At 36.1% G+C, this 26431-nt stretch carries 23 protein-coding genes and 1 tRNA gene; 11 read left to right on the forward strand and 13 right to left on the reverse strand.

What is annotated here, in order from left to right:
• The first annotated feature begins 182 nt into the window (after positions 1 to 182).
• Both EKM01_RS12150 and EKM01_RS12155 read left to right on the forward strand, forming a co-directional pair.
• Positions 183 to 473 carry a hypothetical protein gene (locus EKM01_RS12150; RefSeq protein WP_126768551.1) on the forward strand — a complete coding sequence of 97 codons (291 nt, stop codon included), beginning with the start codon at positions 183 to 185 and terminating at the stop codon, positions 471 to 473.
• Positions 473 to 691, forward strand: a complete 219-nt coding sequence (locus EKM01_RS12155; protein ID WP_126768552.1) for a hypothetical protein — start codon at positions 473 to 475, stop codon at positions 689 to 691. The genes EKM01_RS12150 and EKM01_RS12155 overlap by 1 nt, the downstream gene beginning before the upstream one ends.
• Positions 692 to 916: 225 nt before the next feature.
• Here EKM01_RS12155 and EKM01_RS12160 read toward each other — a convergent pair.
• From EKM01_RS12160 to EKM01_RS12175, 4 genes are all read right to left on the reverse strand, one after another.
• Positions 917 to 1001, reverse strand: a tRNA-Ser gene (locus EKM01_RS12160).
• 60 nt (positions 1002 to 1061) lie between these two features.
• Complete coding sequence (locus EKM01_RS12165) at positions 1062 to 2090, reverse strand: asparaginase (protein WP_126553903.1); 1029 nt, start codon at positions 2088 to 2090, stop codon at positions 1062 to 1064.
• Positions 2080 to 3216, reverse strand: a complete 1137-nt coding sequence (locus EKM01_RS12170) for a 1-acyl-sn-glycerol-3-phosphate acyltransferase (RefSeq protein ID WP_126457536.1) — start codon at positions 3214 to 3216, stop codon at positions 2080 to 2082. The genes EKM01_RS12165 and EKM01_RS12170 overlap by 11 nt, the downstream gene beginning before the upstream one ends.
• A 67-nt stretch (positions 3217 to 3283) precedes the next feature.
• The gene (locus tag EKM01_RS12175) at positions 3284 to 4063 is read right to left on the reverse strand and encodes a TatD family hydrolase (RefSeq protein ID WP_126553907.1); all 780 of its coding nucleotides are present in this window, start codon (positions 4061 to 4063) and stop codon (positions 3284 to 3286) included.
• 155 nt (positions 4064 to 4218) lie between these two features.
• Between EKM01_RS12175 and EKM01_RS12180 the strand changes: the two genes are divergently transcribed.
• Positions 4219 to 4656 carry a retropepsin-like aspartic protease gene (locus tag EKM01_RS12180; RefSeq protein WP_126457538.1) on the forward strand — a complete coding sequence of 146 codons (438 nt, stop codon included), beginning with the start codon at positions 4219 to 4221 and terminating at the stop codon, positions 4654 to 4656.
• Between the two features lie 28 nt (positions 4657 to 4684).
• Complete coding sequence (locus EKM01_RS12185; protein ID WP_233588582.1) at positions 4685 to 5440, forward strand: hypothetical protein; 756 nt, start codon at positions 4685 to 4687, stop codon at positions 5438 to 5440.
• A 55-nt stretch (positions 5441 to 5495) separates the two neighbouring features.
• On the opposite strand, the gene odhB is transcribed toward EKM01_RS12185, so the two are convergent.
• A complete protein-coding gene (gene odhB / locus EKM01_RS12190; RefSeq protein ID WP_126553909.1) occupies positions 5496 to 6722 on the reverse strand; it encodes a 2-oxoglutarate dehydrogenase complex dihydrolipoyllysine-residue succinyltransferase in 1227 nt (408 codons plus the stop codon).
• A 159-nt stretch (positions 6723 to 6881) separates the two neighbouring features.
• Positions 6882 to 9656 (reverse strand): 2-oxoglutarate dehydrogenase E1 component, encoded by a 2775-nt coding sequence (locus EKM01_RS12195; RefSeq protein ID WP_126568961.1) that lies wholly within the window; start codon positions 9654 to 9656, stop codon positions 6882 to 6884.
• A gap of 120 nt (positions 9657 to 9776) precedes the next feature.
• On the opposite strand from EKM01_RS12195, the gene EKM01_RS12200 reads away from it, so the two are divergent.
• Positions 9777 to 10319: a hypothetical protein gene (locus EKM01_RS12200; RefSeq protein WP_126457541.1), complete on the forward strand. Its 543-nt coding sequence runs from the start codon at positions 9777 to 9779 to the stop codon at positions 10317 to 10319.
• Positions 10320 to 10328: 9 nt separating this feature from the next.
• Positions 10329 to 11660 (forward strand): alkaline phosphatase, encoded by a 1332-nt coding sequence (locus EKM01_RS12205; RefSeq protein ID WP_126457542.1) that lies wholly within the window; start codon positions 10329 to 10331, stop codon positions 11658 to 11660.
• On the opposite strand, the gene EKM01_RS12210 is transcribed toward EKM01_RS12205, so the two are convergent.
• Positions 11661 to 12011 carry a hypothetical protein gene (locus tag EKM01_RS12210; protein ID WP_126457543.1) on the reverse strand — a complete coding sequence of 117 codons (351 nt, stop codon included), beginning with the start codon at positions 12009 to 12011 and terminating at the stop codon, positions 11661 to 11663.
• A gap of 127 nt (positions 12012 to 12138) precedes the next feature.
• Positions 12139 to 13113, reverse strand: coding sequence for a polyprenyl synthetase family protein (locus EKM01_RS12215; RefSeq protein ID WP_126568959.1), 975 nt, complete (start codon positions 13111 to 13113; stop codon positions 12139 to 12141).
• Between the two features lie 201 nt (positions 13114 to 13314).
• On the opposite strand from EKM01_RS12215, the gene EKM01_RS12220 reads away from it, so the two are divergent.
• The 4 genes from EKM01_RS12220 (at position 13315) to EKM01_RS12235 (ending at position 19601) form a co-directional block, all read left to right on the forward strand.
• On the forward strand, positions 13315 to 13914 hold the full coding sequence (locus EKM01_RS12220; protein WP_126768553.1) for a TetR/AcrR family transcriptional regulator: 600 nt from the start codon (positions 13315 to 13317) through the stop codon (positions 13912 to 13914).
• Positions 13911 to 15275: a TolC family protein gene (locus tag EKM01_RS12225; protein ID WP_126768554.1), complete on the forward strand. Its 1365-nt coding sequence runs from the start codon at positions 13911 to 13913 to the stop codon at positions 15273 to 15275. The genes EKM01_RS12220 and EKM01_RS12225 overlap by 4 nt, the downstream gene beginning before the upstream one ends.
• A gap of 5 nt (positions 15276 to 15280) precedes the next feature.
• Positions 15281 to 16348, forward strand: a complete 1068-nt coding sequence (locus tag EKM01_RS12230; protein ID WP_126768555.1) for an efflux RND transporter periplasmic adaptor subunit — start codon at positions 15281 to 15283, stop codon at positions 16346 to 16348.
• A gap of 76 nt (positions 16349 to 16424) precedes the next feature.
• A complete protein-coding gene (locus tag EKM01_RS12235; RefSeq protein WP_126768556.1) occupies positions 16425 to 19601 on the forward strand; it encodes an efflux RND transporter permease subunit in 3177 nt (1058 codons plus the stop codon).
• Positions 19602 to 19709: 108 nt separating this feature from the next.
• Here EKM01_RS12235 and EKM01_RS12240 read toward each other — a convergent pair whose 3' ends face one another.
• The gene (locus EKM01_RS12240; RefSeq protein WP_126768557.1) at positions 19710 to 20150 is read right to left on the reverse strand and encodes a LexA family transcriptional regulator; all 441 of its coding nucleotides are present in this window, start codon (positions 20148 to 20150) and stop codon (positions 19710 to 19712) included.
• Entirely contained in the window at positions 20141 to 21415 is a 1275-nt protein-coding gene (locus EKM01_RS12245) for a Y-family DNA polymerase (RefSeq protein ID WP_126768558.1), read from the reverse strand. The genes EKM01_RS12240 and EKM01_RS12245 overlap by 10 nt, the downstream gene beginning before the upstream one ends.
• 390 nt (positions 21416 to 21805) lie before the next feature.
• On the opposite strand from EKM01_RS12245, the gene EKM01_RS12250 reads away from it, so the two are divergent.
• Positions 21806 to 22477, forward strand: a complete 672-nt coding sequence (locus tag EKM01_RS12250) for a hypothetical protein (RefSeq protein ID WP_126768559.1) — start codon at positions 21806 to 21808, stop codon at positions 22475 to 22477.
• 81 nt (positions 22478 to 22558) lie between these two features.
• Here EKM01_RS12250 and EKM01_RS12255 read toward each other — a convergent pair whose 3' ends face one another.
• From EKM01_RS12255 to EKM01_RS12270, 3 genes are all read right to left on the reverse strand, one after another.
• Positions 22559 to 23542 (reverse strand): Gfo/Idh/MocA family protein, encoded by a 984-nt coding sequence (locus EKM01_RS12255; protein ID WP_126768560.1) that lies wholly within the window; start codon positions 23540 to 23542, stop codon positions 22559 to 22561.
• Positions 23543 to 23680: 138 nt separating this feature from the next.
• On the reverse strand, positions 23681 to 24397 hold the full coding sequence (locus EKM01_RS12260) for a DsbA family protein (RefSeq protein WP_126768561.1): 717 nt from the start codon (positions 24395 to 24397) through the stop codon (positions 23681 to 23683).
• 376 nt (positions 24398 to 24773) lie between these two features.
• Positions 24774 to 26411 carry a hypothetical protein gene (locus EKM01_RS12270; RefSeq protein WP_199749429.1) on the reverse strand — a complete coding sequence of 546 codons (1638 nt, stop codon included), beginning with the start codon at positions 26409 to 26411 and terminating at the stop codon, positions 24774 to 24776.
• Between the last annotated feature and the right edge of the window lie 20 nt (positions 26412 to 26431).

Here is a 26431-nt window from a genome sequence, read left to right on the forward strand (position 1 = left end):
AGGGTGGTCAGTTTACTCCGGAACTGGTGGTCAATTTGCACTGGAATTGGGTGGTCAATTTGACCGGTTTTTCCAGTTTATAAGATTGTGCAACAACGCAAACACCAAAAAGTAGAATTGACAAAAGAGGAAAGTTATAAATTTTTAGAAACATTAGTAAATAACAATAAAATACAATAAATATGACAGGATTTAAAGGAGTAAGAAACGTAAACGGGAGACCGAAAGGAACATTAAATAAAGCCACCGCAGAGTTAAGAGAAAAATTTACTTTATTGGTTGAAAATAATTTTGATAAACTTCAAAGTGATATTGATTTGCTCGAGCCTAAAGACAGGATTAAAACCATTTTAGAACTGGCAAAATTTGTAATTCCAGTTTTAAGAAGTACAGAATTAATCGGAGAAACTGACAACAACAACTTTCAACCTATTATTTTAAATTTAGGTGCAGGAATTAATCCAAATATGTAATGATTGAGATAAACAGCATTGAAGATTTTAAAGAATACTTGCTTAACCACGAATTAAGTAAGTTTCAAATTTCAGAAATATTAAAAAAAACTTTAAAAGTTTGGATTAGTGATGAATATAACAAAACGGACTTGGTTAATATGATTGAAGACTTTTATTATAAGTATCCAAACATACAGGAAAGACCTTTGTTTCTCGATGTTCCAGTAAAAGAATAAGTTTGTCAGACTTGTTATTTGTGTTGAAAAGAACCTTTCAGAAATGAAGGGTTTGCCTGTTTAGTGTAAAACGTGTAAAATGTGTAACCAAAACAAAACATTTATTTTTGTGTTGTAAAAAGTGCTTTTTAAGGGAACTTTTAACCCACAATACAAAAATCGTACAAATTAAGAAATAAAAAAACCGCAACGATCTATTTACTAGATTATTACGGTTTTTTAAAGCAGAGAGGAAGGGATTCGAACCCTCGATATGTTGCCATATACACGCTTTCCAAGCGTGCGCCTTCAGCCACTCGGCCACCTCTCTATTTTATTACGGCTGCAAAGAACACGAAAAAAAACGAGTTAGAAAAGTAAAATCTAAATATTATGTCATTTCTCCTCGTAAAGAAGTTTCAAAAATAGTTTTGAAGTCTTTTGGGGCTATTTTTTTGCTCAATAAATACATCAATTTTGTGATTCCCGCCTCGGTGGTGATGTCTTTTCCGGAAATCACACCAATTTCTTTCAGTCCGGTACTGGTTTCGTATTGCCCCATACTGACACTCCCGCCAGAACATTGGGTAACGTTAACAATATGTAACCCGCCGGCAATCGCTTTTTTCAAGAGGTTTAAAAACCAATCCTCTGTAGGTGCATTCCCAGCTCCGTAGGTTTCTAAAACAACACCTTTAAGATTCGGAATATTTAAAATAGCGGATAAAACTGCTTCACTGATTCCAGGAAACATCTTTATAATGGCAACATTATTGTCTAAATTTTTATGCACTTTGAATTCCTCCGTTCCTTTTTTAGGCAAAAACAATTCAGGATTCAACTTTAAATGCACCCCAGACTCCACCAATTCAGGATAATTTGGAGACGTAAATGCTTTAAAATGTTCCGCATTAATCTTTGTAGTTCTATTGCCTCGGTATAATTTGTATTCAAAATAAAGACACACTTCACTGATAACCGGATGATTATTATTTTGCAGAGAAGCTATTTGAATGGCTGTAATCAGGTTTTCTTTAGCATCGGTACGCAAATCCCCTATGGGTAATTGTGAACCGGTAAAAATAACTGGTTTTGACAAATTCTCAAGCATAAAACTCAGCGCTGAAGCAGAATACGACATAGTATCGGATCCATGAAGCACAACAAATCCATCAAATGAAGTATAATTATCTGCAATAATTATAGCCATTTTTGCCCATTTTTCAGGATTCATGTTCGAGGAATCTATAGGATTTTCAAAAGAAACGGTTTCGATCTCACAATCCAATTGTTTCAATTCTGGAATTCGCTGTAACAATTTACTAAAATTGAATGCCTTGAGGGCTCCTGTTTCAAAATCTTTTCGCATACCAATAGTTCCTCCGGTATATATTAAAAGTATTTTGGCTTTATACAACATCGTGGTATTTTAATTTGTTCACAACTGGATTTGCATACATGGCCAAAAAACTTTCAAGAGCCACTGGATTGTCATGATCAATTCGCATTTCCAGTCTGCGCTCGAACAATGATTTTTCATTTTCAGTATACAAATGGGAATATCTATCGGTCTTATTTACAATATCAAAAGCAATAAAATTCGTTGGCCATAATTTGTAATTACTCAATATGGCATTATCAATTACTTGTGCCAAAGCTACTATTTGCTTATTTGAGTTCTCGTTTTCTGTAATAATGGCATCAATTTCAATATCTAAAACTTTCCCAACATGAATGTGTATTCTCTTCTTTTGCCCTAGAGCACCACTCAGAATCGTCATGAAATCTTCATTCTTTTCCTTGACATACACTTCATTATTGGCTTCAGCCATCAATTGTGGCATTTTCAGAGCATCAGTAGGATCATACTCGTACGAAATAGATACGGGTACAATTTTAATTTTCTTGAAATAATCCATTAAATTCTTTTCATCAGAACCCATACCCACCATTTTCAAAACACCCGGATTGGTCTCATCCTTGCCGTCTTTCGTTCTTCCTTCTCGCTGTGCTATCCATACAGAACGGTTTTCATGAAGCAATAAATTCCCTATATATTCCGACAATAGTTTTGAACTCTGCAGCATTTCTCTTGGAGTCAATCCCCGTTGTACTAAAAAATTACGGTTCAGTTTTGCCAAGGTATTCAGAAACGATTTTTTTACTAAATTATCCCCAATCGCTGAGGCTGTCATCACTAACCCATGTTCAAATAAAGCTGTGTTTAATAACGTAGTATCCAAAAGGATGTCCCGATGATTTGAGACAAACAAATAAGAAGTGTTTTTCTTTAACTTTTCAAAACCGGAAGTGGTCATTCCTTCTGAACTTTTTTCTAGTATTCTTTGAACCGATTGGTATATAAAATTACATTGAAAATCCCGAATGGAGTGCGTTTTCCTGAGTTGTTCTTTCCAAACTTCGTCAGCAGCACCCGGAAAAGTAAAGTTCATCAATGCTTTCATCATTGGGTGATTAATCACATCTTGAAGTGCTTCGTTTATTTCGGAATCATAAAATGGCCGAATAGCGTCAAATTTCTGCATTGTTGATTTTTCTATATTTGTGTGGGCAAATGAACAAAAAAAAAGTCAAAATAAAGTGAATTCTACTTTAAATCCCAAAAATAGCTTTAGAATTCTCGGTGGTTCGCATTGCTATTTCATGTGTTGAAAGGCCATAAATCTGGGCTAACTTATCGACTACGCTGACTATATAACTACTTTCATTCCTTTTTCCACGAAAAGGAATTGGGGCTAAATATGGGGAATCTGTTTCTAAAACAAGATGCTTTATATCGATCTGTTTCAAAAATTGATCGATTTTTCCGTTTTTGAAAGTAACAACCCCGCCTATTCCAAGCTTCATATTATACGAAATTGCCCTTAAAGCTTGTTCATACGTTCCAGAAAAACAATGAAAAATACCAAATAAATCATCCGATTTTTCTTGTTCCAGAATTTCGAAAATTTCATCAAATGCATCCCGACAATGAATCACAATAGGTAACTTATATTCTTTAGCCAATTGAATCTGCTTTTTGAAAGCAATTTGTTGCTGAGGCAAATGGGTTTTATCCCAATACAAATCGATCCCAATTTCACCAACAGCGTAGAATTTTCTTTTCGCCAGTTCGTTTTCCACATGCTGTAATTCTTTCAGATAATTCTCTTTCACATACGTGGGATGCAAGCCCATCATCAAGAATACGTTTTCAGGATACTTTTTTTCTAAAGTATACATGGATTCCGTGCACGTCGAATCGATTGCCGGAATAAAAAAACGCGAAACCCCCGCTTCAATGGCGCGTTGGATCATTTCATCTCGGTCTTGATTGAATTCCTCAGAATATAAATGAGTATGGGTATCGGTAATTATTACTTTTGTTTCCAAGTGTCGTCTTTTAAGAATACAAAATTACAAGAATTAAACTAGTCAAAAAAATGGTTTAACAAAGATTGCGACAGAAAAAAGATTCCAAAACTGCATACAACAACTTGTATCTTTGTAAAAGGGACACTATAATTCCGAAAACAAATTCTGCCTAGATGAAAAACCTCCACAAAATCCTTAAAAAAGAAAACTACAAAAAAGTAAAATTTAAGATTACTAAAACCCAACACCTTTTGATTAAAGCCAAAATCAACGGTATCAAAGGAAATTTCATTTTAGATACAGGTGCTTCAAGTAGTTGTATCGGATTTGAATGTGTTGATTTGTTTCTATTGGAAGCTAAAAAATCAAAAACTAAAGCTTCAGGAGCTGGAGCTTCCGGAATGTTGACACAAATAGCTACAAAAAATCAATTGCAACTAGGCACTTGGAAAGACAGTGCTTTTGACGTCGTAATTTTCGATTTATCTCATATAAACGAAGCTTTAACACAACACAAATCAAAACCCGTTCATGGAATCATAGGAGCCGATGTTTTAATGAAAGGAAAAGGAATCGTGGACTATTTTAATTATTGCTTATATTTACAATAGAAAAACGACCTTAAAACCTTAAAGAAACATGAAAAATATTTTCAAAAAATTATTGGTATTTATGGGACTACTTTTATTTTCTTGTTCTCCCGCCGACTTAACTAACGAAGATGAAACAATAACTAATTCAGATTCCAACAATCTCAGTATTTTAAAAACCAGCTATTCAAAAATTTGGGACTTCGATAATTTAACGGAATGGGAAGATGCTACTCAAGTTGGCAATCCAAATTACTGGATTGAAAATGGGAATTTACGTATTTTCACAAATCCAAATACGTGGGAAAGATCAAAAGTAAAAACGATTTCAAGTTTTGCCGCTGGAACCTATAGCTGGAATGTTTATATCCCCGAAATGGGCGTTGGTGACATGGCTAGCATTGGAGCTTTTTTATATAATAATGACACACACGAACTCGATTTTGAGATCGGCTATGGATCACAAGCCATTCGAAATCAATTAGCAGCAGAACCAGACGATCTTATCGTATACATGATCTCACAGGGCTATCCGTTCCAATCTGTTCAAAGGAAAATCAAAAGAAGACAATGGTATAATCTTACACTACAATTATCCCTTACTTCTAATGGGCGATACAATGTAAGTTGGAAAATCAATGATGCAATTATGGCAAGTGTCCGACTTAATTATGGTAAAAACACCAAATTTAACATCTATTGCAGTGTCGAAAATTTACAATTTATAGGCGACCACATTCCGAAAAGCCAAAATTACGCACTTTTTGATGTTGTGGAATTCAAAGGAATTTTAATAAAAAAATAAAAAATCCGTTTAGTTTTAGAACTAAACGGATTTTTTATTTTATGAATTAATTCAATTACAATTCTAATGCTTTTTTAGGATTGTTCTCTAACAATAATTCCATTGGGTTTTCTAAGGCTTCTTTTACGGCCACCAAGAAACCAACAGACTCACGACCATCAATAATTCTATGGTCATAAGACAACGCCACATACATCATTGGGTGAATTTCTACTTTTCCGTTTACGGCAATTGGGCGCTCGATAATGTTGTGCATTCCAAGAATTCCTGACTGTGGCGGATTGATAATTGGCGTACTCAACATACTTCCAAAAACACCACCGTTAGTAATCGTAAACGTTCCACCAGTCATATCATCCACTGTGATTTGTCCGTCACGCGCTTTAAGGGCTAATCTTTTAATGTCGGCTTCAACTCCACGGAAAGTCAAGTTCTCCGCATTACGAACGACAGGAACCATTAATCCTTTTGGTCCTGAAACTGCGATAGAAATGTCGCAAAAATCGAAAGCGATCTTATGATCCCCATCCATCATTGAGTTTACATCTGGAAATAATTTTAATGCTCTGGTCACTGCTTTAGTAAAAAAAGACATGTACCCTAAACCAATTCCGCCATGTTTTGCTTTGAATGCGTCTTTGTATTCATTCCGAATCAAGTTGATTGGCGTCATGTTTACTTCATTAAAAGTAGTTAACATGGCTGTTTCGTTTTTAGCAGCCACTAATCGTTCTGCCACTTTACGACGTAACATTGATAATTTTGAACGTTCGGATCCACGAGACCCACCGGTAGGCGTCCCCATTGAAGGCGCCGCATGTACGGCATCGTCTTTAGTGATTCTTCCGTCTTTTCCAGTTCCTGTTACTGAAGTTGTTGCTATATTTTTTTCGTCTAATATTTTTCGTGCTGCCGGAGATGGAGTTCCTGAAGCGTAAGTTGCTGCTGCTGGAGCGGCTTTTGGTGCTTCTGTTTTAGTTTCCACTTTTGGCGCTTCAACTGTTTTTGTAGCTTCAGCAACTGGCGCATCGCCTGCTGGTTTTACGCCGTCCGTATCAATGTGACAAACTACTGCTCCTACTGCAACTGCATCTCCTTCTTCCGCTTTCAAAGTAATGATTCCGCTGGCTTCTGCTGGCAATTCTAATGTTGCTTTATCAGAATCAACCTCAGCAATGGCTTGGTCTTTCTCTACATAATCTCCGTCTTTTACCAACCAAGTTGCGATTTCAACTTCCTTTATAGATTCCCCTGGTGATGGGACTTTCATTTCTAAAATCATGTTCTATTATTTTAAATTATGAATTTTAAGTTTTAAATTGTTCTTGAACAACTTATGTGTGTTAGATGTATTGTTTTTTAGCCCTGATGGCAGCGACATCCTTTTTCTAGCTTCTTTAGCTAGGAAAAGATATAGCGTACAGCAGGAAATAGCTCCTTATTATCGGTATAAATTTTTATCAAAAACCATTCGCAATGCATCAGCCTGACGGCGTTTTGCTCTTGTATAACTTCCTGAGGCCGGTGCCGCATACGCTTTTAGTGAAGCCAATCTCCATTTTACTAAATCAAAATTCATTAGCATAAAGCTGTAAGCCCCCATGTTTTTTGGTTCTTCTTGTGCCCAAACATAATCATCTGCATTAGGGTATTTAGCGATAATGGCTTTTAATTGTTCTACCGGTAATGGGAACAATTGCTCGATTCTAACTACAGCCACATCATTTCTGTCCAGAATTTCTCTTTCGGCAGTAATGTCATAATAGAATTTTCCGGTACAGAAAACCAGCGTTTTCACATGCGCTTTATTCACTGTTTCATCATCAAATGTTTCTTGAAAACTCCCTGTTGCAAATTCTTCAACGGTAGATACTACCCTTGTATCCCGCAACAAACTTTTAGGCGTAAACACAACAAGTGGTTTACGAAACGTTGTTTTCATTTGTCTTCTCAAAAGGTGAAAGAAGTTGGCTGGTGTAGTACAATCTGCCACATACATATTGTGTCTGGCACAAAGTTGTAAATATCGCTCCATTCTGGCTGATGAATGCTCCGCTCCTTGTCCTTCGTATCCGTGCGGCAATAATAAAACAATTCCGTTTTGATTGTTCCATTTATCTTCGCCACAAGAAATATACTGATCAATTATAATTTGGGCACCGTTACTAAAATCACCAAACTGTGCTTCCCAGATGGTTAATGTATTTGGGTTGGCTAAAGCGTACCCATAATCAAACCCTAAAACAGCATATTCAGACAACAGCGAATTGAAGATATTGAATTTCCCTGTTGCTCCTTCTAAAGTACTCAACAAAATCACTTCTTCTTCTGAATCCTCTACTTTTACAACGGCATGACGGTGAGAGAACGTGCCTCGCTCTACATCTTGCCCCGAAATACGAACATCATATCCTTCTTTTAAAAGTGACCCATAGGCTAAGTGCTCTGCCATGGCCCAATCCAACTTGTTGGTTTCAAAAAACATTGTTTTTCTATCGTTGACCAGTTTTTGTATTTTGCTGATAAATTTTTTGTCTGCAGGTAAGTTACAAATTACGTTTGCAACCTCAGTAAGTCCGGCTACTGGAAAAGTAGTGTCTACTTTTTTGAGCATTTCAACATCCGAAACCTGTTCAAAACCTTTCCATTCGTTTTTCATGAATGGCGTTATAATAGTCAAATCTTTTTTACGGGAGGCTTCTAAATTCACCTCTAGATTTGATTTGTATTCTTTTTCTAATCCTTTTACAAAAGTACTGTCAACAACTCCTTCGGCAAGCAATTTCTCCATGTAGATGTCTCTTGGATTTTTATGCTTTGCAATGATTTTGTACAATACGGGTTGGGTAAAACGAGGCTCATCGCCTTCATTATGTCCATATTTTCTATATCCCAATAAATCAATAAACACATCCCTACCAAATTCCATTCTGAAGTCCAATGCAAAGGACATCGCGTGAACTACTGCTTCAGCATCATCTGCATTGACATGCAAAACGGGCGAAAGGGTAACTTTAGCAACATCAGTACAATAGGTAGAGGAACGAGCATCCAGATAATTGGTGGTAAAACCTACTTGATTATTGATAACAATATGTATAGTTCCTCCAGTTTTATAACCATCCAATTGTGCCATTTGCACAATTTCATACAAAATTCCCTGACCCGCAATTGCAGCATCTCCGTGAACGGCGATTGGCAATACTTTTGAGAAATCGTTAGGAAAATATTTATCTTGTTTGGCTCTTGTGATTCCTTCGATTACTGCACCTACTGTTTCAAGGTGCGACGGATTAGGAGCTAAATTTATATTAATTTTTTTACCGGTACTGGTCACTTTATCCGCTGTAAGTCCTAAATGGTATTTTACATCTCCGTCAAAATATTCTTGATCGTAATCTTTACCGTCAAACTCTCCAAAGATGTCTTGGGTCGATTTGCCAAAAATATTTGCCAACACATTCAAACGACCACGATGTGCCATTCCCATAACAAATTGCTCAACTCCTTTTTCAGCTGCTTTCTCGATTAAAGCATCTAATGCAGGAATAATTGATTCCCCACCTTCTAGAGAAAAGCGTTTTTGACCTACATATTTAGTGTGCAAAAAATTCTCAAAAGAAACGGCTTGGTTTAATTTATTAAGAATGGATTTTTTTTCGTCCAATGAAAATTTAGGCTGATTGTCATTGTAGCCTAATTTTTTCTGAATCCACTCCACTACTTCCGGTTTACGGATATACATATATTCCACCCCGATGTGCTGGCAGTATATTGTATCAAGATGCGTTATGATTTCCTGAAGCGTACAAGGCTGTATTTCCATAACCTTGGCTGCATCAAAAACAGTATTTAAGTCTGCTGATGAAAGTCCAAAATTTGTGATTTCTAGAGTTGGTGATGATACTCGTCTTTCTCGAACCGGATTTGTCTTAGTAAACAAATGACCGCGAGAGCGGTATCCATCTATTAATTTTAATACATTGAACTCCTTTTGAAGCTTGTCAGAAACCAAGCTAATATCTGTATTATTAGCCGCAAAATTTGCAATTTGCTCGACTTTATGATCCTCGCCGTAAGAACTCATCCCAAAGTCAAAACCTTGAAAGAAACTTCTCCAACTAGGCTCAACGCTGTCTGGATTTTCTATATATTGATCGTATAATTGAGCGAAAAATTCTGTATGTGCTGCGTTTAAAAATGAAAACCTATCCATAATATTTAGTGAATATACCTTTTTGATTAAAATAGTTTGGCAAAAGTACAATAATACAATAAATTTATAATTTATTTTAAGATACTTTTACATCTTAAATTGTTAAAAATCTAGAAACTTATGGCAAAAAAGCGCTTTTTCGAGGTTACCAAATCGTTTTTAGTACTTATTGCCTTGTTTTTTGCAAGTGCTCTGTTTGCACAACAAAATACAATGTATACCACTATGCCAAACCAGTTTTGGAGAAATGTACAATTTGGAGGTGGACTGGGTTTAGGCTTTGGTTCCGGCTACACGGACATTTCGTTAGCGCCAAGTGCCATTTATAATTTTAATGAATATGTGGCTTTGGGACTGGGAGTGCAGTATAAATATTTGAAGCAACGCGATTTTTTTGCTTCTCATTTGTATGGCGGTAGTGTTATAGGATTATTTAATCCAATCCCCGAAATCCAACTTTCGACGGAACTGGAACAATTAAGAGTCAATGTAAATCTGGATGGATCCAATAGCAATTCTCAAAACTACTGGAATACAGGTTTATTCATCGGCCTTGGTTACAGATCTGGAAACGCCACTATTGGTGGGCGATATAATGTTTTGACTGACAAAAACAACATTTACGGCAGTGCCTTTATGCCTTTTATTAGAGTGTATTTTTAATTATCTGCGATGAAAAAAACTTTTCAATTATGCTGTATTTTATTTATAAGTTACAGTTTTGCTCAAAACAATATTTTACAATCTGGGCCCATGGTGGGGTATTGCGAAATGACCGAAGCGATGATTTGGTTGCAAACCAACAAAAAAGCTTCGGTGAAAATAGCTTATTTTGCCCTTGACAATCCTACTAATATATTCTACTCCGACGTGTATTCATCTTCAAAAGAAGTTGGCTTCACGCATCATATTATTTTAGATCAATTAGAACCCGGAAAAAAATATACGTATGCTGTTTTCATAAATGACAAAAAAATCATCTTGCCCTACGAGACTTCTTTTTCATCAAAGAAACTTTGGGAATGGCGCGAAGATGCTCCTGATTTCACAGTAGCCATTGGAAGTTGTTCCTATTTTAATGAAACTCCGCTGGACAGACCAGGAAAAGCCTACGGAAGTGAGTATGGCATTTTTGAAAGTATTGCCAAAAAAAATCCAGAAATCATGATATGGAGTGGTGACAATATTTATCTCAGAGAAGCGGACTGGGATAGTAAAACCGGGATTTATCATCGGTATACGCATTCAAGGTCGGTAAAAGAAATTCAGCCTTTGCTGGCAAAAACTCAAAATTTTGCCATTTGGGATGACCATGATTTTGGTCCGGATGATAGCGATGGCAGTTTTTATAACAAATTTCTAACTCAAAAAGCGTTTAAAGATTTCTGGGCAAATAAAAGCTACGGTATGAATGCTGAACAAAACGAGGGTATTTATTCTACCTTTAGCTGGAGTGATGCACAGTTTTTTTTATTGGACGATCGGTTTTTCAAGACCCCAAATAACAGAATTACGGGCGAAAGAACGGTTTTAGGAAATACCCAATTAGAATGGCTGATTAACGCACTAAGTTCCTCTAAAGCCAGTTTTAAAATAATTGTAATGGGCGTACAAGTATTAAATTCCGTAGCGGAAAAGGAAAACTACAGCAACTACCCCAAAGAGAAAGAAAAATTGCTAAAAGAAATTCTTGATAATAAAATTAAGGGCGTTTTATTCCTAAGCGGTGATAGGCATTTTACTGAATTTTCCGAAGTTCCCCGCGAGAATGCCTACTCTTTATTTGACTGGACCGTTTCACCGCTAACTTCCGGTGTTGCCGCTGAAGGGGCATTAAAGGAAAACAATATTTACAGATCCAAAGGCAGTTTGATTACGCAACATAATTTTGGTATGATTTCATTCTTGGGTTCAAAGGAAAACCGCCAAATGAAACTAACTGTTTTTGATACTGCGGGAACTGAATTATGGAATAAAACAATCTTAAAAAAAGACTTACAATAACTAATACTTATTCCGGAACCACACTTTTTGCCATTCTCTTTTTAGGATCAAAAAAGCGACTTGTTCTGCCAGAACTACTAAATCAGATCCGTCTAGTTTTTTTATTTCTTCTTCGGAAACATCAATTATGTATAATAAATTGAGGTATTCAGCAAATTTGTATTGAATAAGTCGATATATTTTTTCGTGAAGCTGCAACTTCAATTCACTGGGAGAAATACCCAACGGAAAATCAATTGCTTCGTTAGCGAGATTGAAATCCTTATTCATTTGTTCGATTAATTTCAAATATAAGTTTTCACCCGCGGCTTCAGCAAGTAGTAAATCGGTATTTTTTGGAACTATAAACATATCTTTAAATATCAATGGCAATATGAATGTCAATTTTCAATATTGTTATTATTATACACTATACTTCTTGTTAAATTTTAAATATAAACTTTCAAAGTCAATGTTGAAATTGATTATTGAAATTGAATTACACTTTTCTGCCCATTAAATTCTCCCCAAAAGATTTCAACATTGCTTTTTTATCGGCGCTAATATTCATTTTATCCAAGGTCTGAAACGCCTTAAAAGTAAAATCTTGTATTGCTTCCTGTGTTGCCGTAGCCGCACCAGAACTATTAAAAAGTGCTTTCACCGTCTCTATTTTATCCGTACTATTTTCCGGCTGAACAGAAAACAAATACCGCAATTCTTTAGCTTCCTCTTCTTTTGAAAAAGCTACTGCTTTTAGATACAAATACGTTTTTTTATTTTCTATAATATCACCGCCTACTTGTTTTCCAAAGGTTTCTGGATCCCCAAAAGCGTCCAAGAAATCATCCTGTAATTGAAAAGCCAAGCCTAAATTGAGGCCGAAATCATAAATCAGATTTGCGTTTTCCTCGGTAGTTTCTGCAATAATCGCTCCCATTTTCATGGCTGCTGCTACCAAAACAGCCGTTTTGTATTGAATCATCATCAGGTATTCTGGAATGGTAACATCATTGCGTTCTTCAAAATCGACATCCCATTGCTGCCCTTCGCAAACTTCAAGCGCTGTTTTGCTGAACAACTTGGCCAAATCCCGAAAAATAACGGGCTCATATTGTTCAAAATATTGATAGGCTAAAATCAGCATCGCATCCCCAGATAAAATTCCGGTGTTTATATTCCATTTCTCATGAACCGTTGCTTTTCCTCTTCGTAGTGGCGCATCATCCATAATATCATCGTGAACCAACGAAAAGTTATGAAAAACTTCAACGGCTAATGCGGCAGGCAATGCTTTTTGATACGGTGCATCAAAAATTTCGGCACTCATTAAGGTCAGTACCGGACGAATTCTTTTTCCGCCAAGGTCTAAAATATACCGGATGGGCTCGTACAAATTTCTTGGTTCTTTGGTTTCATATTGTGCCTGCAAATACTCCGAAAGAAACCCCTGATATTGATAAATGGAATGCATAAAATAAATTTTTGGCTAATTTACTCTATTCAAATTGTATTACAAACATCGTTTTACCTTCAAATGTTAAATAAACCAAAATACATCGGAAACTATTTTGGTGTTTAAAGTTTCCGTCTTATATTCGCACTCGAAATTAATCGTTCAAATCAACAAATTTGAATTTAATTAAAAAATACTGAAACCATTTCAGCCTTAAAAATGAAAGAAAAAATTATAACTAAAGCAAGCGAGATGTTTTTAAAACTAGGTTTTAAGAGCATCACCATGGATGATATTGCAGGAGAAATGTGTATTTCTAAAAAAACGATTTATAAATATTTCTGCAATAAAGAATTACTTATTGAGGAAAGCACCACTGCAATTCACAAACAAATCCATCAAATTATTGACCGTATTATTGCCCAGAATTATAATGCTATCGCAGAAAATTTTGAAATACGAAAAATGTTTAAAGAAATGTTTCAATCCTCAGACGACTCCCCCATTTACCAATTAAAAAAACATTATCCTGAAATTTATGAGAAAGTGATGACAAGAGAAATCAATGAATGCAACACCACTTTTGAACAAAACATAAAAAAAGGAATCGAACAAGGTTTTTACCGCGACAATATAAATATTAAAAGTTACACGCGATTTTATTATTATTTAATTTTCAGTATAAAGGGCTGTACCAGTTCCGAAAAAGAAGCTCAAAAGATAGAACTTGAGATTTTAGAATACCATACCAGAGCTATGGCAACTCCCAGCGGGATAATTGAACTTGAAAAACATTTACTTAACTATATTACAAAATGAAAACTATAATTTTACTAGCCATCCTGACCTTTGGGATTTCGGCTCAATCACAAAACTCAGGCAACCCAGGTACAAGTCCCACACAAACACTTACGCTAAAAGAAGCCATCAACTATGCTTTAGAAAACAAAGCAGATGCCAAAAAAGCAAAATTACAAGTAGAGAACAGTGAGTACCAAATTCAGGAAATACGCTCCAGAGCTTTGCCTCAAATTTCAGCTAATGGCAATTTGACGTACAATCCTGTAATACAAACAACTGTTATTGACGGAGCAGGATTTGGCGCTCCGGGAACTACCATCCAAGCCGCTTTTGGCCAACCATGGATTTCTACTGCCGGAGTTTCTCTGACACAGGCTATCTTCGACCAAACTGTTTTTACCGGCCTAAAAGCAGCAAAATCTACCAGAGAATTTTACCAGATCAACAATCAACTAACAGAAGAGCAAGTAATTGAGCGTGTGGCCAATAATTATTACCAAGTCTATGTGCAGCGACAAAAACTAACGGTGATTGACAGCACTTTAAGAAATACCACCAAAGTAAGAAACATCATCAAAGGACAATATGACAATGGTCTAGCCAAGAAAATTGATTTGGATCGAATTATAGTAAAAATTTCAAACATCAATACACAACGTCAACAGGTACTGAATGCCGTACAAATACAAGAAAATACCTTGAAATTTTATATGGGAATGCCCATAGAAACCCAAATCGAGATTCCACAAACTGCCTTTGAAGTAGGGTCACAAGCATTGTCTGAAATTCCAAATACGGCAAACAGAACGGAATACTTGCTTTTGAAAAAACAAGAACAATTATTATTTTATCAAAAAAAGGCTATTGAAGCTGCTTATTACCCAACATTATCACTGAATGCCGGGTACAATTATATTGGTCAGGGTCCTGTAATGCCTTTGGGCGGAAAACCTTCTAAAGGAGTGTACTGGTCTGATTTCTCTTCGATTGGCTTGAATTTGAAAGTACCGATATTTACTGGATTTGGCACTCGTGCAAAAGTGAGACAAGCCGATGTTGACCTACGAACTATCCACGAAGAGTTGGTTGATACCAAGTTGTCACTTGACCTGGCTTTTGCCAATGCAAAAACGCAAATTGACAACAGCTTAACCACAATCAACAATCAGAAAGAAAATGCCCAATTAGCCAAAGAGGTTTTAAATAACACCCGAAACAACTATATACAAGGATTAACCACACTGACTGATTTACTGGATGCTGAAAACTCATTGACCGAAGCTCAAAACAACTACACATCAGCTATATTAGAGTACAAACTGGCAGAAATACAATTAGTCAAATCCAAAGGGGAATTAAAAACACTAACCAATAAATAATCAAAATGAAAAAAATAATAATAACAGTAGTAGTAATTGCAGCATCCTTAGGACTAATTGCCTACGTGTTAACCAATAATAAAAAAGAAAACGAAGCCAAAACAACTATTGTTGCGGAGAAAAACGCCTCCGTTTCTGTTAGAGTTGAAACCGTAAAAACCGAAGCTGTTTCATTAGATTTCTCATCCAATGGAAATTTTGAACCCATACAAGAATTAAAATTTTCTGCTGAAAAATCAGGCAAAATAACAAAGATACTTGTAAAAGAAGGCGATTATGTTTCAGTAGGACAAACACTCGCCATTGTACGAAGCGATGTTATAAACGTAAATGCGCAAAACGCTAATGCGGTGTATCAAAATGCGGTGGCTGATTACACCCGATTTGAAAATGCATACAAAACAGGCGGCGTAACTAAACAACAAGTAGATCAGGTAAAACTAGCAATGGTAAATGCTAAATTCCAGTTAACACAAGCAAATATCAATGTTGGAGATACAAGAATCAAAGCGCCAATTAGTGGGTTTATCAATAAGAAATACATCGAGGTTGGATCAATCATTTCTGCTACACCTGCTACGGAATTGTTTGATATTGTAAATGTTTCCAAACTAAAACTAAAAGTTAACGTTAACGAAAGCCAAGTGGCCAGTTTAAAAGTAGGTACCGTCACAAAAGTTGTAGCAAGCGTTTATCCAGACCAAATTTTCTCAGGGAAAATCACTTTTATCGCCTCAAAAGCGGACGAAATTTTAAATTTCCCCATCGAGATTGAAATTACAAACAACGCTTCCAACGGTTTAAAAGCGGGTATGTACGGAACCGCTGAATTTGCATCGAAACAACAAAAACAATCGTTGATGATTGTTCCTAGAGATGCTTTTGTAGGAGGTGTAAGCAGCAATCAGGTTTTTGTAATTGAAAGCGGAACTGCCAAATTGAAAACAGTTACAGCTGGAAGAATTCTTGGGGACAAAGTAGAAATTCTAAACGGACTCTCAAATGGTGAAACTGTAATTGTGACAGGTCAAATCAACCTTCAGGACGGATCTAAAGTGGATGTCATTAAATAGTCGAAAGTTGTAAACCCAAAGGTCAAAAGCAGAAAACGGCATGACCTTATACGTTAAGACCTAAAAATATAAATATATGAAATTAGCAGAAATATCCATAAAACGTCCTTCGTTAGTAATTGTATTGTTTACGATTCTAACACTTGGCGGACTGTTCAGTTACAGCCAATTGGGCTACGAATTGATTCCAAAATTCGAAACCAATGTAATTACTGTCGCCACTATTTATCCGGGTGCATCACCAAGTGAGGTAGAAAATACGGTTACCAAAAAAATTGAAGATGCCATTGCATCCTTAGAAAATATTAAAAAAATAGACTCGAAGTCCTACGAAAGTTTATCAACAGTGTCCATTACATTAACGTCTTCGGCTGATGTTAATATTTCCATGAACGATGCGCAGCGTAAAATAAATGCTATTCTTAGTGATTTGCCTGATGATGTTGAAACGCCTTCATTGACTAAATTTTCTTTAAGCGATTTACCAATTATGACTATTGGTGCCAACGGAAAAATGGATGAAGTTGCTTTTTACGACTTAATTGATAAAAAATTAGCACCCGTTATTTCTCGAGTAGAAGGTGTAGCACAGGTAAATATTATTGGCGGACAAGAAAGAGAAATTCAAGTAAATCTTGATGCGGTAAAAATGCAAGCCTACGGACTTTCGATTCCGCAAGTGCAACAAACTATTTTATCTTCTAATTTGGATTTTCCAACAGGAAACATTCAAACTCGTGAGCAGAAAATACTAATTCGTTTAGCGGGAAAATATAAAACTGTTGATGAATTAAGAAACTTAATTGTATCTTCTAAAAACGGAATACAAGTTCGTTTAGATGCTATTGCTGATGTTCAGGATACTCAAAAAATTCCTGAAAAAATAGCGCGTGTCAATCAAAAAAGTGCTATTATTTTACAAATCATCAAACAATCGGATGCCAATGCGGTTGCCGTAAGTGAAGAGTTAGTTAAAACAATTGCTAAACTGGAAACGGATTATAAAGCTAACGGATTAAAACTTGAAATAGCAAAAGACAGTACTATTTTCACATTAGAAGCTGCCGATGCTGTTGTGCATGATTTACTAATTGCGGTACTTTTAGTGGCTCTTGTAATGTTGTTTTTCTTGCACAGCATTAGAAACTCATTGATTGTAATGGTTTCTATTCCTGCTTCATTAATTGCTACGTTCATTGGAATTTATTTGATGGGGTATACCTTAAACTTAATGAGTTTATTAGGACTTTCTCTTGTGGTGGGTATTCTTGTGGATGACGCCATTGTAGTTCTCGAGAATATTTACAGGCACATGGAAATGGGTAAAAATAAAGTTCGAGCTGCTTATGATGGAACTGCAGAAATTGGTGGAACTGTTGTATCGATTACTTTAGTAATTGTAGTAGTGTTTCTACCAATTGCAATGAGTACCGGATTGGTTTCTAACATTATTACACAATTCTGTGTAACGGTTATTATCTCAACATTGCTGTCATTAGTCGCTTCATTTACAATCATTCCATGGTTATCTTCAAGATACGGGAAATTAGAACACATTCAAGGTAAAAATCTTTTTGGAAGAATCATCCTGGGATTTGAAAGCTATTTGACACGATTTACAAATTGGGTCTCCAGATTATTGGAATGGTGTTTGGATCATTATTTTAAAACACTGGCTATCGTTTTAGTCATCTTTTTTGGATCCATGATTAGTTTATTTGGCGGTGGATTTATTGGTGGGGAATTCTTTGCCGCGTCTGATAGTGGTGAGTTTTTAGTTCAGATAGAAATGCCAAAAGATGCTTCATTAGAGCAAACCAATTTCATGACGCAAAAAGCAGAAGCATTCTTGCAGAAAGAAGAGTATGTTTTTAGTCAAATTACAACGATTGGTCAAACCAGTGAAGGTCTTGGTGCTTCGCAAGCCACTGCTTACAAATCGGAGATAAACGTAAAAATGGTTGGATTAGACAAACGTAATGAACCTGCAAATGTGTATGCTGCAAAAACCAAACGCAAATTAGAAAAAATACTAGTTGGTGCCAAAGTAAAAACAGTTCCAGTTGGTATTTTAGGAACTGCAGAAGATGCTACTTTAGGATTAATTGTAACGGGGCCAAATGTAGAAAGCGCCATGCAATTTGCAAAAGCAGCAGAAAAAGAATTACGTACCATTCCTGGAGCAACAGAAATCGAATTGTCTGTAGAAGATGGAAATCCAGAAGTAAACGTAAAAGTCGATAGAGATAAAATGGCCGCTTTAGGATTGAGTTTGCAAACAGTAGGTATGACCATGCAAACTGCTTTTAGCGGAAATACTGATGGTAGATTTAGAGCTGGTGAATACGAATACGATATCAACATTAAATACAATGCATTCGACAGAAAAAGTATCGCAGATGTCAGAAACTTAATTTTCATAAACGATAGTGGTCAACAAATAAAACTGAATCAATTTGCAACCGTAACCGAAGGTTCCGGTCCAAGTGAATTAGAACGAAGAGACAAATCAGCATCGGTAACTGTAAAAGGCCAAAATGTGGGTGTGGCTTCAGGAACTATTGTAACACAATGGCAAGAAAAAATTGAAAAATTAAAAAAACCAACCGGTGTAAATTATATTTGGGGTGGTGATCAGGAAAACCAGTCCGAAGGTTTTGGTACATTAGGAATTGCGTTATTAGCTGCGATTGTCTTGGTTTACCTGGTAATGGTTTCGTTATACGACAGTTTTGTACATCCATTTGTGGTATTGTTTGCCATCCCGCTTTCCTTTATTGGTGCAATGTTGGCTTTGGCTTTAACCAATAATACACTGAATATATTTACCATTTTAGGTATCATCATGCTTATTGGTCTGGTGTGTAAAAATGCGATTATGCTTGTAGATTATACCAATCAAAGGCGTAAAGCTGGCGAAACGGTCAGAACAGCATTAATCCAAGCAAATCATGCGCGTCTTCGTCCAATTTTGATGACCACTATCGCGATGGTATTTGGTATGTTCCCCATTGCGCTAGCCTCTGGAGCTGGAGCGGAATGGAAAAACGGTTTGGCTTGGGTAATTATTGGGGGATTAATTTCCTCATTATTCTTGACTTTAGTAGTAGTTCCGGTAATTTACCAAATTATGGAAAAAGCCATCAGTAGACTTTCGAAAGGAGAAAAAGTTGATTATGAAGCTGAGATGGTTGCCGATTATGAGCATAAAGAACTAAGTGAAGATGGATTTAATCCAAAACATACCGTTTAAAATCTGAATTTATTATAAAAGATAAAACCTGTTCATTAGTTTGAACAGGTTTTTTTATGGCTAAAAACCCATTAAGAATTCAATTTTAACAATGGCAACAACTGGCTTTTACACCTTCTTAATCACATAGGTCACAATTCCCCAGATGATTAATTGATTTTCTTCCGTGACTTTTATCGGAGCATAATTGGGATTTTCAGGCATCAGATACAAACAGTCTTTCTCCAGTTGTATGCGTTTCACCGTAAATTCTCCATCGATAAAGCAAATTGCAATTTTATTGTTCTGTGGCTCCAAGCTTCTATCCACAACAAGAACATCTTTATCATTGATTCCAGCATCAATCATAGAATTTCCTTTGACTCTGATGTAAAAAGTAGCTAATGGGTTTTCACTCAATTGCTTGTTCAAATCAATGCTCATTTCCATAAAATCTGCGGCCGGTGATGGAAATCCCGCCGAAACCCCTTCGTTTATGAAAGGAATTCGCAATTCACTTTCAAAATCAGGTAGAAAGAACATTAGTTTTTGTCCGTTATTTATTGGCATTTGATTTCGAGTATGTCTTTAAAATTAGTGGTGTATCCGGGTGACAAATGGTTCTGATTCATGTTCCAGGTCAGACTTAAATTTTGGGTAGCCAACTTTACTTTCTTGTCACCAATTTTGTTATTGAGACCATCCATCACTTTCATCAGCAGCAAATGTTTTGGGTTTTCTTCGTCAAACAGCTGCAATTGTTTCTTGTTTTGATCAATCAATTCCGTGACGATCACGCCCGCTTTCTTGAATTTCAAATGTTCATTTCCTTGGTGCAGTTTCTTCAACATTGCGATAGCAACATTAGAAATTGTCAATGTAGAATTTGACGCATACGGCAATGTAATCGCCATATTAAAATAATATTTTGAGGTTTGTACCGTATGTTTATCCACCACTAACATTACAATAATGGTATGACAGCAGGAATTTTGTTTGCGTAATTTCTCTGCACAAACCGCGGCAAAAGTTGCTACACGTTCGCGCAGCAAATCAAAATCAGCAATTTGTTTTGGGAAACTTCTGGTCGTAGCAATACTTTTCTTTTGGTCAACAATGGGCTCTAAATCCAATACTGATTTTCCTTCGAGTTCATATTTTAAACGCATCCCAATCACACCCATTTCTTTTTTGATCCAAGCTTCGTGTTGTGGTGCCGTAAAATCCAGAGCGGTCACAATATTTTTAGCTTTCATCTTTTTATTCATCCGGTAACCAATGCCCCAGACATCTTCAATCTTTGTCCATTTCAAGGCTTTGATTCGTTTTTCTTCCGTATCAATAACGTAAACGCCTTGCGTTCTGTCTTGGAATTTCTTGGCAATTTTATTGGCTACTTTAGACAATGCTTTGGTTTCGGCAAAGCCAATGCAAACCGGAATCCCTACCCATTTTCGTATCCGGGTTTTCATTTGGATTCCATACTCATGATAATCGGAAATCGTCAAACCATCAAAATTCAGGAAGGCTTCATCAATGCTGTAAATTTCTAGATTTGGTGTAAACTGCCCTAAAATAGCCATCACCCGATTGCTCAAGTCTCCATACAGTGCATAATTGGATGAAAATAATGTTATATTTTTCTCTTTTACCAATTCCTTAATCTGAAATGCCGGCGCACCCATAAGAATCCCGGCCACTTTTGCTTCATTGCTTCTGGAAATCACGCAACCGTCGTTATTTGATAATATTGCAACCGGCTTTCCGTTGAATTTCGGCTGAAAAACACGTTCGCAGGAAACGTAAAAATTGTTACAATCAACTAAAGCATACATGTTGCAAAATTACTCAATATCAGTTGAAGCGAGTTCGTAACAAAAGTTAATTTTAAGCACTGTTGATAAGTAGTTTTTGTAGTGAAAAGGATTTAAAAGTAGCTAATGCTCCTTTACTGGCATTCTTCTTTTATGAAAAACATCAACAGATACAGTAATTTTATGAAAAAAAATCATAATAATTGCTTTTCAATAAAATTGTTTTTTGTTTTTCATACAAATTAGAATGCTGATTTTAAGTGGATTAAGTTTACAAAATCAGGCCGTACTTTAAAGACACAATCCCTTGATTAAAAATTTTGGCATGCTCCTTGAATATCCCTTATCAAATAACACAAAAAGCGAAAGCCGAAAAGCTCAAGAGTAGGCAAAATTCAAAAGAACTGTATCATGAAAAAAATTACCTTTTTAGTAGCTAGTATCTTCATATTGGGAGGTAGTATAGCGAATGCCACAGAAAAAATCGATTTTTCTGTAGAAAGAAGATCTCCAGTAGATTTTAGAGATGCCGACCCAATTGTGTTCACAGAAAGAGGAATTGAGTTTTTTATTTTCCCTGACGGACAATTAGATTTTAATACACGTCCTACAATTGGACGGGATATCTATTATAAGTCAAGCCGAAAAAATGGGGTAAACAAAACCTATGGTGCGCCAGGCAATGTGCGAAACGGGAATTATGGGGTAAAAGTAGCACACGATAATATGGGGAGAGTAAGACAAGTAGGAAATGTGTTTATCAACTATGATTCAAATGACCGCATCAAACGAGTGGGTTCCGTGTATATGACCTACAACCGATTTGCATTGGAACGCGTAGGAGGTTTAGAAATAATTTACAACCGTCATGGCCAGATTGTTGAAACTGTTGGCGCTGTAAAAGGTGGTAGAAGTTACCAATACGGTCAAAACAGAAATGATCGTGATTACGACAATGATTTTGGTGGCAACCAAAACTCAGAGGACGACGACTCTTACTATTACAGAACAAATGGCCCCAAAACAAAAATTGAAAAAACGAAAGGAACCGGTCGCCTAGCCATCGTAATCAATAGAAGATAGTTTGTTAGTTATAAATGGTTTGTTTGAAAAATCCCGTTGGTATTCGTATCAACGGGATTTTTGTTTGAACAATTGAAAACACTACAAATTCCCCATAATTTGGTCCATAACCCAACTCGTATGCGTTGCTGTCAAACCTGTAGAAGGGTGTGTACTGTGCCCAAGAAGGTCCTCTCGCATTTGCTGTACATGATACAACTGAATATTTTCAGGATGGTCAATAAATACTTCTGTTTGTCCTTGTGCGTTCGAAAGCACTACAGGATCGTTTTCAAATACAGAAAACGTTATTTTTCCTTTGCTTCCATAAATGACCACTTTATCTTCCCGTTCATAGCACCCAAAATTCCAGCTTCCGGTACCTGTAATTCCAGATTCATGCAACCAACAGGCAGTCGCGGCATCTTTAGCAGCGTACAATCCCTGTTGATTAATACTAAGCCCCGAAACTTCTTTTATATTTCCCAGTAAATGCGTGAATAAATCCAGGCCGTGACTTGCTAAATCATCAAAATAACCGCCTGCAGCAATCAACGCATCAGTTCGCCAATTGTATTCGCCTGATAAATCCGTAGAACTTGCAGGTTTACTCAAATGCCATCTTATGTGTCTGATGTCACCAATGCTATTGGTATCAAGCCACGCTTTTATTTGTTCAAAACGAGGTAATGTTCGGCGATAATAGGCTACAAACAACGGAATTTTTTTTGCTGCGAAAGCAGTACAAATCGAGAGACTGTCTTGATAATTTGGAGACAAAGGTTTTTCGATACAACATATTTTACCGGCTGCAGCCACCATGAGTCCATACAATTTATGCACATCCGGAGGCGTGGCAATATAAATCGCATCAATCTCAGGATCATTAATCAAATCATCAGCATTTGTGTAATATTTGCTGATTCCGTGTCTTTTAGCATAATCCGCAGCCTTAACCGCATCTCTTCGCATTACTGCTACCACTTGAAAACCATCCGTTTTCTGGTACGCAGGACCACTTTTCAGTTCGGTAACATCGCCACAGCCTAATATTCCCCAGCGGATTACTTTTGTAGGTTCACTCATAATGATAATTTTTCATTGCCTCAGACGATTGTGCGCTACTGCGACTGTTTTGCGTAATAGTTAACCAGAAAGAAACTATGCTTCTTGTAGATACAACGCTGGATGGAACTTAATTGCTTATCGTTTGAAATTCTCGTTTTACTCACAACCATCAATTCCACAACTGTCTCCATCGGTGGTATTCAATACCGTGACTTTCGAATCAAATTTGCCTTCCTCCCATACTTTTTCAAGTGTTTTCACAAAGGTTTCCACATGTTGCGCACCCGAAACTGCATATTTATTATCGAAAACAAAAAAAGGAACTCCTTGAACCCCGACAGATTGCGCCTCATTTATATCCTGCTGCACTTCATTTGCGTAAGCATCAGAATTTAGCACTTCATCAATAGCTTCGCCATTCAGTCCTGCTTCCAGTCCTAACGCTTTCAAAGTATCCAAATCATTAATATTCTTACCATCCGTTAAATAGGCTTTGAACAGTAATTCTTCTAAGTCATTTGCCAAATCATATTTTTTAGCCAAATGCAACAAGCGATGTGCATGCAGCGAATTGGCCATAACCGCTTTTTCAAAATTGAAATCCAATCCTGCATTTTTAGCATTTTCAGTCATATTATTCAGCATCTCTTGTGCCCAATCTTTATCTTTTCTATATTTTTCGGCCAAATGCTCAACCATATCATCCTCTGGAGAAGCAACAAAGCCGGCGTCTAACTGAAAACTTTTCCATTCAATTTCAACTGCATCTTTATGCTCAAAATTCTGTAAAGCACCTTCTATTCTTCTTTTTCCAATATAACAAAACGGACACATGATATCCGACCAGATTTGTATTTTTAATGTATTTCCCATTTTCCTTTAATTAAATTCAAAAATTAATTTTATAATACAAAATTAATCAATTCAGTTTTGAGCTTTTGGGGTTTTAGTGTTTAATTATAGATACTGGAATAGTAAATATTTATTTGAATCAGAAAGTCAGAAAAGTAATCCTTTATAATAGAACCAAAAAAACCATCAAAATTGCTCGTGATGGTTTTTTGTCAACTATAATCATTATACTAAAACTTCAACGTTAATCCCGCTAAGAAATTAATTCCTGCTTGTGGATAATAATACGGATAGATGTCATACATGTATCCGTTAGAAACATATTTTTTATCTAAAAAGTTATTCACTAAACCGGTCAAAATAATTAATTTATAAACCGATTTGTGTTTATAATTAACTACAATTTATAACTCACTGAAAATAAAAACACTCGTGGTAAAACAAAAGTAGTTCGCTCGCTGATTAAAAAGTCTGAGAATGAATAATCATTTTTCACTCTGATATCAAATAGGTTATTGACAGTCAATTGAAAGCCAAAAGGACTATTTTTCTTTTGATATCGCAATGATGTATTAGCAATATCATAAAAATTACTTTGATTGTTGTTATTCGTATTCGTGAGATTTTCGTATTCAAATTTACAGGTCCAAAATTTAAAAAAGGTTATGTCAGCATTAGCAGTTAAGGCATCCGTCTGAAAATTCGATTGAGTCAAACCGGAGAACTGACTAAAACCTTTAGTGTAACCAATACTCAAATTAGGCCATTTCCTATGGGCTGTCCGAAAGGAAACACCCATTCTTTGATTGTTTCTGTCATTTACCGTTAATACATTATTCAATGTTTGTAAATAATTAAACCAACGCAAACTCGTATTGAAACGCAAACTGAAACGGTATATTTGCTTAGATATAGAACCATGTACATTGTAATTCGTTTCAGGATTATCGCTTAGAATGGGTGTGCTAAATTGATTGATTCCATCTAATAGGATTTCGTTCCGAATCGTTTTTACTTTTTTATTAAAACTAGCTGTGGCATCCATCCTAATGCCTCTAAAACTATTAATTTTTGAATACCGCAAATTTGCCGAATGATAGCGCTCGTTTTGCAACAACGCATTTCCTCTGTACACCAAATTATAATTTTGCAAGCTAAACTGATCCGCCATTTGGCTCACCTGCGGAAAACTATTCTCAAGTTTATACGTAAAAGTTACCGTTTCTGATTTATTAAATTCAAATTCGCTGTCCCACTGCGGTTGCAAGAGTGTTTTAGACAATGTCCGCACTCCTAATTGCTGTTCTGTCTGTAGATGGTACCAGTGCATGTATAAACCAGGTTTATTAGTCCATTTACCAATACGGAATTTGTATTCGACTCCAATATATGCATCATTCAATTGGTACTTAACGTCATTCCCGAAACCAGCCAACGCAAAATCATTAACTGTTCCATTGGTCAATAGTTGTTTCTCTGAAGTTTCAAAACGAGATGTTCCATAATTATTTCCCACATTAGTATACAAATGATTGAAATTATCAATGACCCAATAATGTTTAACCAACGCATCCACACTATTATTTTTGGCTTTCTTGATTTGTTCAATGGTATAGGAATCATCGTCTTGCAGTGGAATCAGTCCTGTCAAAAAAGGCTGATCCGTAAACCATCGTGTTTGTGGTGTGTTGTAGTCATACGACTGATTGACTACAAATGTGGTGGTATGATGTGCATTATAACTTTTATGCCACTCAATAAATTGTTTTACGGCAGTATTATCGGCTTTGTTGAGTGTTTCAAAAACACTCGCATTCACATTAGTTATCGAATTGATAGTTTTTGAAATAGTATTATTACTCGACTGGTATTGTCCGTTATAGTACCATTTTTCTGTAGCACTTGGCGAATAATCAAGTTTTATGTTGCCAATACCCAGAACCGAGCGACTACTGCCATTTTGTAGTCTGTCTTCAAAAGCAATGACACTGTTTTGCAAATACTCATTTTTACTTTCGGTTTGTGATGCCGTCAACACTTTAGAAAAAATAGAAA

The sequence above is a fragment of the Flavobacterium sp. RSP46 genome (genome assembly GCF_003984825.1).
Lineage (GTDB): Bacteria > Bacteroidota > Bacteroidia > Flavobacteriales > Flavobacteriaceae > Flavobacterium.

What these genes read in the sequence shown, in the direction of transcription:
- EKM01_RS12260 (WP_126768561.1), bottom strand. Translation starts at nt 24,397, where the DNA reads ATGGGAAATACATTAAAAATACAAATCTGGTCGGATATCATGTGTCCG.
- EKM01_RS12205 (WP_126457542.1), top strand. Translation starts at nt 10,329, where the DNA reads ATGAAAAAAACTTTTCAATTATGCTGTATTTTATTTATAAGTTACAGT.
- EKM01_RS12235 (WP_126768556.1), top strand. Translation starts at nt 16,425, where the DNA reads ATGAAATTAGCAGAAATATCCATAAAACGTCCTTCGTTAGTAATTGTA.
- EKM01_RS12150 (WP_126768551.1), top strand. Translation starts at nt 183, where the DNA reads ATGACAGGATTTAAAGGAGTAAGAAACGTAAACGGGAGACCGAAAGGA.
- EKM01_RS12210 (WP_126457543.1), bottom strand. Translation starts at nt 12,011, where the DNA reads ATGTTTATAGTTCCAAAAAATACCGATTTACTACTTGCTGAAGCCGCG.
- EKM01_RS12240 (WP_126768557.1), bottom strand. Translation starts at nt 20,150, where the DNA reads ATGCCAATAAATAACGGACAAAAACTAATGTTCTTTCTACCTGATTTT.
- EKM01_RS12250 (WP_126768559.1), top strand. Translation starts at nt 21,806, where the DNA reads ATGAAAAAAATTACCTTTTTAGTAGCTAGTATCTTCATATTGGGAGGT.
- EKM01_RS12155 (WP_126768552.1), top strand. Translation starts at nt 473, where the DNA reads ATGATTGAGATAAACAGCATTGAAGATTTTAAAGAATACTTGCTTAAC.
- EKM01_RS12170 (WP_126457536.1), bottom strand. Translation starts at nt 3,216, where the DNA reads ATGCAGAAATTTGACGCTATTCGGCCATTTTATGATTCCGAAATAAAC.
- EKM01_RS12225 (WP_126768554.1), top strand. Translation starts at nt 13,911, where the DNA reads ATGAAAACTATAATTTTACTAGCCATCCTGACCTTTGGGATTTCGGCT.
- EKM01_RS12215 (WP_126568959.1), bottom strand. Translation starts at nt 13,113, where the DNA reads ATGCATTCCATTTATCAATATCAGGGGTTTCTTTCGGAGTATTTGCAG.
- EKM01_RS12165 (WP_126553903.1), bottom strand. Translation starts at nt 2,090, where the DNA reads ATGTTGTATAAAGCCAAAATACTTTTAATATATACCGGAGGAACTATT.
- EKM01_RS12200 (WP_126457541.1), top strand. Translation starts at nt 9,777, where the DNA reads ATGGCAAAAAAGCGCTTTTTCGAGGTTACCAAATCGTTTTTAGTACTT.
- EKM01_RS12230 (WP_126768555.1), top strand. Translation starts at nt 15,281, where the DNA reads ATGAAAAAAATAATAATAACAGTAGTAGTAATTGCAGCATCCTTAGGA.
- EKM01_RS12245 (WP_126768558.1), bottom strand. Translation starts at nt 21,415, where the DNA reads ATGTATGCTTTAGTTGATTGTAACAATTTTTACGTTTCCTGCGAACGT.
- EKM01_RS12180 (WP_126457538.1), top strand. Translation starts at nt 4,219, where the DNA reads ATGAAAAACCTCCACAAAATCCTTAAAAAAGAAAACTACAAAAAAGTA.
- odhB (WP_126553909.1), bottom strand. Translation starts at nt 6,722, where the DNA reads ATGATTTTAGAAATGAAAGTCCCATCACCAGGGGAATCTATAAAGGAA.
- EKM01_RS12185 (WP_233588582.1), top strand. Translation starts at nt 4,685, where the DNA reads ATGAAAAATATTTTCAAAAAATTATTGGTATTTATGGGACTACTTTTA.
- EKM01_RS12255 (WP_126768560.1), bottom strand. Translation starts at nt 23,542, where the DNA reads ATGAGTGAACCTACAAAAGTAATCCGCTGGGGAATATTAGGCTGTGGC.
- EKM01_RS12220 (WP_126768553.1), top strand. Translation starts at nt 13,315, where the DNA reads ATGAAAGAAAAAATTATAACTAAAGCAAGCGAGATGTTTTTAAAACTA.
- EKM01_RS12195 (WP_126568961.1), bottom strand. Translation starts at nt 9,656, where the DNA reads ATGGATAGGTTTTCATTTTTAAACGCAGCACATACAGAATTTTTCGCT.